The 7,762-nt window shown below is 73.3% G+C and carries 7 protein-coding genes and 1 pseudogene; 5 read left to right on the plus strand and 3 right to left on the minus strand.

The window, feature by feature from the left end:
* Positions 1-108: 108 nt before the first annotated feature.
* The 4 genes from OG309_RS36075 to OG309_RS36090 all read left to right on the plus strand — a co-directional run bounded on the left by OG309_RS36075 (position 109) and on the right by OG309_RS36090 (position 4,000).
* A complete protein-coding gene (locus tag OG309_RS36075; protein WP_329427532.1) occupies positions 109-891 on the plus strand; it encodes a hypothetical protein in 783 nt (260 codons plus the stop codon).
* 215 nt (positions 892-1,106) lie between these two features.
* Positions 1,107-1,262 carry a hypothetical protein gene (locus OG309_RS36080; protein ID WP_329427534.1) on the plus strand — a complete coding sequence of 52 codons (156 nt, stop codon included), beginning with the start codon at positions 1,107-1,109 and terminating at the stop codon, positions 1,260-1,262.
* Positions 1,263-1,726: 464 nt separating this feature from the next.
* Positions 1,727-2,227, plus strand: a complete 501-nt coding sequence (locus tag OG309_RS36085; RefSeq protein WP_329427535.1) for a DUF1269 domain-containing protein — start codon at positions 1,727-1,729, stop codon at positions 2,225-2,227.
* 132 nt (positions 2,228-2,359) lie between these two features.
* Positions 2,360-4,000 (plus strand): hypothetical protein, encoded by a 1,641-nt coding sequence (locus OG309_RS36090; protein WP_329427536.1) that lies wholly within the window; start codon positions 2,360-2,362, stop codon positions 3,998-4,000.
* A 91-nt stretch (positions 4,001-4,091) separates the two neighbouring features.
* On the opposite strand, the gene OG309_RS36095 is transcribed toward OG309_RS36090, so the two are convergent.
* The 3 genes and pseudogenes from OG309_RS36095 to OG309_RS36105 form a co-directional block, all read right to left on the minus strand.
* Positions 4,092-4,538 (minus strand): discoidin domain-containing protein, encoded by a 447-nt coding sequence (locus tag OG309_RS36095; RefSeq protein WP_329428723.1) that lies wholly within the window; start codon positions 4,536-4,538, stop codon positions 4,092-4,094.
* A pseudogene (locus tag OG309_RS36100) lies at positions 4,512-5,303 on the minus strand (Tat pathway signal sequence domain protein); the annotation flags it as partial. The gene OG309_RS36095 and the pseudogene OG309_RS36100, both read right to left, overlap by 27 nt.
* 159 nt (positions 5,304-5,462) lie before the next feature.
* On the minus strand, positions 5,463-6,518 hold the full coding sequence (locus tag OG309_RS36105) for a YncE family protein (RefSeq protein ID WP_329427538.1): 1,056 nt from the start codon (positions 6,516-6,518) through the stop codon (positions 5,463-5,465).
* A 148-nt stretch (positions 6,519-6,666) separates the two neighbouring features.
* Between OG309_RS36105 and OG309_RS36110 the strand changes: the two genes are divergently transcribed.
* Positions 6,667-7,620, plus strand: a complete 954-nt coding sequence (locus OG309_RS36110; protein WP_329427540.1) for a LysR family transcriptional regulator — start codon at positions 6,667-6,669, stop codon at positions 7,618-7,620.
* The last annotated feature ends 142 nt before the right edge of the window (positions 7,621-7,762 follow it).

The raw sequence follows: 7,762 nt of genomic DNA on the forward strand, positions 1-7,762 counted from the left end.
GTCCGGCTTCAGGCGCCGTGGTGGTGGGGATCTTCCGGGGGAGGACCCTACCCGGCTTCGGGGGTTTCCCTGACACGTCCGAGCGGCACCGCGCCCTAGCGTCCAGGCATGGCAACTTCCCGACGCATCAAGGCCTTCGTGGCCTGCGCAGCGGCGTTACTCGGCGTCACCGCGACGACGGCATCCACCACCGCGGCCACGGCCGCCACCCGTGCCCAGGACCCTCCGGCCCGCTTCCACCACCAACGACTCACCTGGCACACCTGCACCCTCGACGTGGCCGACGAGCTCGGCCGGGCGCTGGACGCGGCGGGCGCGGACTGCGCCGACATCATCGTGCCGCTCGACTACACCGACCTCGACGGCCGCACCATCACCGTGGCGCTGTCCCGCATGAAGGCCACTGACACCGCCCACCGCGTCGGCGTGCCGCTCCTGAACGACGGCGGCCCCGCCGGCCCCGGTCTCCACATGCCGCTGACCAAGTCGCGGGTGATGGGGGACGTCGCCGCCCGCTACGACCTGTTCGGCATGGACCCGCGCTTCGTCGGCCGGAGCACCCCGCTGGACTGCGGCTGGGACGTCGGCTCGGCATTCGCACGCTCCGCGGGCTCCGGCGTGGCCGCGTACCGCGAGGAGGCCGCCGTCGCGCGCGAGCTGGCGGCCCGGTGCAAGCGGGCCGAAGCTCCCGGCTGCTCACGGTCGAGGGCGCCCGCCAGCACGGCCTGTACGGGGAGTACGGAAACGCCTGCGTCGACGACCGCGTCACCGCCTACCTCCGCACCGGACGCCTCCCCGTGCAGGACCCGACGTGCACGGTGTAGTGGGTCACCGCCGGATCGCCGGGCCCGTGGTGCGCGTACGTCTCCCTGGACGGCAGCAGGATCGTGACCGACCGACCCATCGGCCCGAGCGGCCGGTCGACCGGGTCGGTGCGCTGCGGCATGATGACCCGCATGGACGACCAGGCTTTCGAATGGGTGACCCTCTTCCGCTACGAGAACGTCGCCGGCTGCCCGCGGGCGGGCGACCTGATGGCGGTTTGACTGCGGGACCGGGGGATCGACTGGCACCCGTTCGCCGAGGATGAGATCAGGAACGACCTGATGTGCGGCGTGGGCTCGGACGGGCACTGGCACGGCACGATCGCCGTCCGCTTCCGCGCCGACGCCCTTCATCGACTCGGGCTGCACCCCGACCAGCCGACATCGGCCGCGGCTGACCCGCTGCCACCGAAGTGGTGGGGCCCCTGGGCCCGGTGAACAGGTCGTGGCGGTGCTCGCCGCCGTGTCCGGGAGCCGCTCGGCTTGCGCAACCGGGCGTCGTTCCGCGGTGCGGGAACGAACCGCCTCCGCCGAGGAACGGGTCCTGCCCCGTGGGCGACGGCGGGCCCGTCGCCCACGCGAGGCTGCTCCAGGGGCCGCCTCAGCCGTCGCCCCGCCCCGGTCGCGAGAAAGGGGCCGGCGGGGCAGGATGAGATCTTGTGGGCGCCCTGCGGGGCGCGCGTACCGCGTGGCTTTCGGGCGTCGGGGCGAAGCCGCCCGACCAGGAGGAGTCGGTTGGCTGAGCTCATCGTCATCGGACGAGACGAGCTGCGTGTGGCCGAGGTCCGCTTCGTGCCCGCCGACTCCCTGAACGGCCGGGGGCGCATCGCGGGGGTGCTCCGGTACTGAGCCGGAGTGCCGTCGTACCTGCCGTATCGCCGCTCCCCTCCGAAGGAGAAACGATGTCCGAGCTCATCATCATCGGGTACGAGGAACGCGCGGTCGCCAACAAGGCGTTCGCGGAGGTGCAGAAACTGAAGGACGGGCACGTCGTCGACCTGAACGGTCTGGCCGTCGTCACGGTGGACGAGGACGGCACGACCCATGTCGACACGCCCAAGAGGAGCGAGGAAGTGGCCCTGTCCGCCACCGCCGGCGCCCTGTGGGGCATGGTCTTCGGCATGGTCATCCTCACGCCGGCCATGGGTGTGGTGGGCGCCGCGGTCGGCGGCCTCATCGGCAAGCTGAACCAGATGGGCGTCGACAGCAAGTTCCGGGGCAAGGTCCAGGAGATCCTCCGCCCCGGCTCGTCGGCCGTGGTCATCATGGCCTCCAAGGTCACGGAGGACAGGTTCGCCGCGGCGATGGCGCCCTTCGGCGGGACCGTCCTCAAGACCTCGCTCTCGGAGGAGAACGAGAAGGAGCTCGCGGAGCAGCTGGCCGGCCCCGACGCGCCGGAGTGACCCCCGCGGTTCACGGCAGGCCCGACCCCGCGGTTCAGGGCGTGCACCCCGCAACCCGCGGCGCGCACCCCGTCGCAGTGGCCGGGCACCCTGCCGCAGCCGGCGCGTCCGGCCGTGGTCGATACTGCCTGCATGATCGAGTACGAGACCGTCCGGACACGCCTCCGCGCCGCGGTGCGCGCCGATGACCCGTGGGGCGCGCTGGAAGCACTCGGCGCCGAGCGGCCGGATGGTCTCGCCGAGGCCGCCGAGGAGCTGTACCGGTCGGACACGGAGCCGGCGACCTTCCGCCGGTACCTCACCTGGCTCCTCCGGATCCTCGGGGATCGCGGCGACGCGGCGCTGCTGCGCCTGCTCACCGAGCAGGGGTTCGCCGCCGCCGACCGGCGGGACCTGCTCGGGACCGCGGTGTCGCGCGAGCTGCGGCTCCCCGCACCCCTGCTGCACGCGTTCGCAGAGGACCTTCCGCCGTCCGATGGGGACGATGCCCGCCGGGGCGGCTCGCTCGGGCGCGAGCTCGTCGATGCCATGGGGCTTTCCGGAGACCCGTCCTTGGCGGCGCGCCTCGGCGCCCTCCTCGACGACCCCGCCGCCCCGCGCGGCCCCGCCGCGCTGGCGCTGGGCCGCCTCGGCGCGTGCGATTGGACGGTACCGATCGCCGAACGGCTGCCCGAGGTGACCGGGCTCGACCACACCGCGTTCGCCGTCGCCCTGGAGCTGATGGGCGACCCCACCGCCGTCCCGCACCTGCTGCGTCGGCTGGCCGACTGCGACGACGAGCGGGTGTTCGACGTCCACCACGCGCTCGTACGCCTCACCGGCCGCGACCCCCTCCTGCCCGAGCGGGCCAGGGGCGCGGCCTACGCGGCGGCCGTGCGGGCCGCCTGGGCCGACGGCCGCACCGAGCGCGCACCCGCGGTGGTGCGGGACGTCGTCGTGGAGTCCGGCACGCGGGCGCGGTTCTCCGTCGACGGGGGCGCGGGACGGATCCGGGTCGTCTACGACCCGCCGTCGCCCGGGTCCTCCTGGCCGCGCTGGGACCGGTCCCTGACGTTCGACCGGAAGCCGCTGTACCGGGTCGGCTCGATCTGTGACACCTGCGAGCTGGGCCTGACCCTGCTGAACTGGCCGGACGCCGAGGCGGCCCGGATCGCGGCCGGGATGCGCGAGCGGCTGGCCGGCCTTGACCGGCTCGACGCCGATCTGCTCGGCGAGTGGAGTCCCGTACTCGGCGAGCTGACGACCGGTCACTACCACGCCCTCCTCCTGGACCTCCCGCTGGAGCAGGTCACCGAGCCGGACCGTTCGTGGTGGCACCGCCGTGCGGCGGACCGGGAAGCGGAGGACGGCGACGACCCGGCGTACGGCGGCGGGAGTCGGGAGGAGTCCTGGCCGGGCGTCGCGCACTTCCAGCTCACGGCACCCGTCCCGGGCGGCCGGGTGCCGTGTACGTACGGTGCCTTCCTGCCCTCGCAGCCGCCGGAGGCGCTCGACCCGGCGACCGTCGCCCGGCACGCCGCCGCGGTGGCGGCGGGGGAGCGGCCCGCCGCCGTGGTCCTCGGCTGGATCGACGACCGGTACCCGGAGGCCGGGGACGAGCAGCGGTGGCTCGTCGGCATCGTCCTGGACGGGCACCACAGGCTCGCCGCGTACGCGGCCGCCGGCGTGCCGGCCCGGGTGCTCCTGATCGCCCGCGTGGACGGGGGCATGGGCGCGGACGGCGGTCTGGAGGGACTGGCCGAGGTGGCCGCGGCGTACGGCTGCCGGGACTGATCCCTTCGCCGCAGCCGCAGCCGCAGCCGCAGCCGCAGCCGCAGCCGCAGCCGACCGGCCCGAGGCCCGACGCGGCCCGCTCACCGGCGGCTCACGCCGTCGGGGTGCCGTACACCTTCAACTCGTAGAGGGAGTAGCCGTACGGGGTGGCCCGCTTGGTGCCGTACACGCGGATGTAGCGGGCGGTGCCGGAGAGTGTCAGGTCGTCGGTGGCGCCGTCGCCGGTGGTGGTGGTGTAGAGGTCGGTCCAGGTGGTGCCGTCCAGGGAGCCTTGGACGCGGTAGGCGCTCGCGTGGGCGGCTTCCCAGTCGAGCCGTACGCGGGAGAGGGCGGCGGGGGCGCCGAGGTCGACGCGGAGCCATTGCGGGTCGGCGCCTTCGGCGGAGGCCCACCGGGTGCTCGCCGACCCGTCGACGGCCTTGCCGGGTTCGAAGCCGGCCGCCTCGGTGGACGAGGCCGTGACGGGGCGCCCCTGGGAGAGCAGGCTCTCGGAGCCGCCGCCGGTGCCGGTGAGCTGGTAGGCCTTCAGGTTCTTCAGGAGCAGGTACGTGTCGCGCAGCGAGCCGGAGGTGTCGCCGAGCGAGCGGTAGATGCCCCACTTGGGCCGGACCCGGTCGGCGAGGAAGGTGTCGACGCCCGTCTTGGTGGCGTCCACGACGGTGGTGCCGCCGCTCTTGACCACCCAGCGCACCGAACCGGCCGTGCCGTCGCCGATCTTCATCTCGTACTCGATGTCGATCCACTTGTTCTGCAGCGGCTCCAGGTTGGTCCGGCCGACCAGGATGTCGCCGTCGAAGATCTTGTGCTCGATGGTCTGCACCCCGTTGACCCGGCGCAGCGACGTCACCGTGATCGGTGACGTGCCGCTGCCCGGCTGCTTCGTCTGCATGATGTGGGTGAAGGTCGTCGTGGCCATCAGCGAGCTGGGGATGTACATGGAGTACGTCACACGCCAGGTCTCGCCCGGCCGCCACTCCAGGTAGCCGGAGGGCGAGGTGCGGTTGCCGGTGACCTCCTGGCGCTGCCGGTCGTCGTACGAGTCGCGGTCCACGGTGTGCATGTCGAACCGGTACGCGTCCCCGGCGACCTTGATGTGAGGCGCACCCCCGGGGTGGGAGCCCGCGCGGTCGTCCTCGACGGTCTCGAACGCGCCCAGGCCGCTGGTGGCGGCGTCCGGCGACCACTTGAGCGTCCAGGCGGCCGCCGCCTGGGCGGTCGAGGGCGGGGAGGGCAGGCCGAGCAGGGGCAGGGCGAGGGCCGCCAGGGTCGCGAACGCCACGGGGAACGCGCGTCGGCGTGTCATGTACCGCCTCCAGAGGGGGAGTTGGTGCTGAAGTCGAGGACGCGCGCCATACTGCCCGCAACGGCTGTGGTTAGTAAAGGTTCCTGACAGTTCTGGGCTCCGAGTGGCGGATCGCTCCTGCCGCCACCCGGGTGGCGCGCTGCCAGGCCCGGCCTCGGCTCAGGCTGCCGGGCGCGGGATGTAGGCCAGGCCGTGGGCGCCGGGTTCGGCGAGCTTGGCGACGTCCAGCCGGGCCAGGGTCCGCAGCGTCTCCAGGTCGACGACGTCGACGGTGGACGAGACGACGCAGGCCACATAGGCGATCCGGCCGTCGGGCGACGAGGTGACGGTCAGCGGGAAGCGCCCCACCTCGACCTGGCCCAGCCGTTCGCGGGTGTCGGCGCGGAAGACGGTGAGGCGTCCCGGTGCGTGGCGTCCCAGCGAGGACGTCGGGTCGGGTGCCATGCGCAGTTCGCCGGCGAGCAGCATTCCGGTCGAGGTCAGATGCACCGGCAGGACGATGCCCTCGGTGGGGAGCAGGTCGACGACCGATGCGGTCCTGGCGTCGATCACCCGGATTCCCGCCACGGGTCGCTCCCCGGCGGCGGAGAAGGAGCCGGCGTACGGCGCGGCGACGAAGACCTCCATGCCGTCGGCCGTGACGGCCAGTCCCTCGCTGCCCGGCACCTCGACCTTCGCGGTGAGGACGCCCCGTTCGAGGTCGACGACCGAGACGAACGGCGCCTCCTTGTTCGTGGCGTAGCCCGTCGTGCCCGACGGGTCGATGGCGAACCAGTGCGGTCCGGGCGCGTCCGTGTCGATCCGGCCGACGGGTCGGCGGGTCCCGGTGTCGATCACGACCACACCGCCGGGCCGGTCCGCCGACCCTTCCACGCTGACGTAGAGGCGGCGTCGTGACGTGTCCAACGCCAGTCCGTGCGGGCCGTGTTCGGGGGAGAGGTCGACGACCTCGACGACGCGGCGCGTGTCGGGGTCGATGGCCGTCAGCTCGGTACGGCGACCACTGTTGGCGTGGTAGTAGCCCGACTGGTACGCCGTGGTGCACCACAGCAGGCGCTGCGTCGGATCGAAGCGCAACTCGTGCGGCTCGGCGGGGACTTCCACCGCTCCGAGAAGACGGTCGGAGGCGGCGTCGAAGAACGACACGGTCGGGCCGCTCTGGCTGATCACGGCCAGGACATCGCCGTCCCGGTCGGCGCGGGGAGACTGCTGCACGGAGGACTCCTGTGAGGAAGGGGAAGGGGTGCGTCACGCGTTCTCGCGGACACCTCACTCTCGGCTCGGAGCACCGTCCGCGACAATGCAAAGATTGACAGCCCATCATTGCCCCAGACGCAAAGATGCAGCTCAGGAGCGTGAATGCATGGACCTCAACCTGCTGCGAGCCCTGGACGCCCTGCTCCAGGAGAACAGCGTGACCCGCGCCGCGGAACGGCTCGGCACGTCCCCCGCGGCGGCCAGCCGCACCCTGGCCCGGCTCCGCCGCGCCGTCGGCGACCCCCTGCTGGTGCGGGCCGGCCAGCAGATGGTCCCGACCCCACGCGCCCTCGAACTCCGCGAGGAGGTCGCCGTGTTGCTGCGCGGCTGCGACAGCGTGCTCAGACCGGGCGCCGGATTCGACGCCGTGCACCTCCAGCGCACCTTCACCGTCCAGGCCGCCGACCTGCTCCTGGCCGGACTGGCCGGCACCCTGAGCGAACGCATCCATGCAGAAGCCCCCCACGTGGACGTCGTCTTCCTGCCCGAGGCTCTGGAGGGCGGGCCCGCGCTCCGCCAGGGCGGGGTGGACGTCGAACTCGGCGTCCTCGGGCACCTGGACCCCGAGATCCGGACCCGACCCCTCACCCGTACGCCCCTGGTCGGCATCGCCCGCAGCGGCCACCCCCTGTTCGACGGGACGATCGACGCCGTCCGCTTCGCCGCCGCCGACCACATCGGCATCTCCCGCCTCGGCAAAAGGCACGGGCCCATCGACAGCGCCCTGGCCGAACGCGGCCTGCGGCGCCGGGTCGCCGTGGTCGTCCCCAGCCACACCAGCGCGATGATGCTGGCCAGGGACACCGACCTCGTCGCGCTCACCCTGGCCGACTGGCTGCCCCGGACCACCGCGGCACTGGGACTGCGCACCTTTCCGCTCCCGTTCGGCCTGCCGCCGCTCGACCTCGCCATGGCCTGGCACCCCCGCAACGCGGCCGACCCGGCGCACCGCTGGTTCCGCGACCACCTGGCAGCCGCCGTCCTGACCCCGTCGGGGACGGACGGGACGGACGGGGAGGGTGGGCAGGGTGGGCAGGGACGGGGAGAGGCGGGGCCGTGAGCCGGTGATCCCCGAGCCGCGCCGCCGGATCCGCAAGACGGCGCCTCGGGCACGGACTCCGGGGGCGCCGCACGCCTCGGGCACGGACTCCCGGGGCGCCGCACGCCGAGATGGCTTGTCGCGGACTTGACGCCCGACCTGA

Origin of the sequence: Streptomyces sp. NBC_01268, assembly GCF_036240795.1 — a bacterium.
Classification (GTDB): domain Bacteria; phylum Actinomycetota; class Actinomycetes; order Streptomycetales; family Streptomycetaceae; genus Streptomyces.

Bases quoted from the DNA above. Each gene is read 5' to 3' on its own strand.
- OG309_RS36075 (WP_329427532.1), top strand. From the start codon at position 109: ATGGCAACTTCCCGACGCATCAAGGCCTTCGTGGCCTGCGCAGCGGCG.
- OG309_RS36080 (WP_329427534.1), top strand. From the start codon at position 1,107: ATGTGCGGCGTGGGCTCGGACGGGCACTGGCACGGCACGATCGCCGTC.
- OG309_RS36085 (WP_329427535.1), top strand. From the start codon at position 1,727: ATGTCCGAGCTCATCATCATCGGGTACGAGGAACGCGCGGTCGCCAAC.
- OG309_RS36090 (WP_329427536.1), top strand. From the start codon at position 2,360: ATGATCGAGTACGAGACCGTCCGGACACGCCTCCGCGCCGCGGTGCGC.
- OG309_RS36110 (WP_329427540.1), top strand. From the start codon at position 6,667: ATGGACCTCAACCTGCTGCGAGCCCTGGACGCCCTGCTCCAGGAGAAC.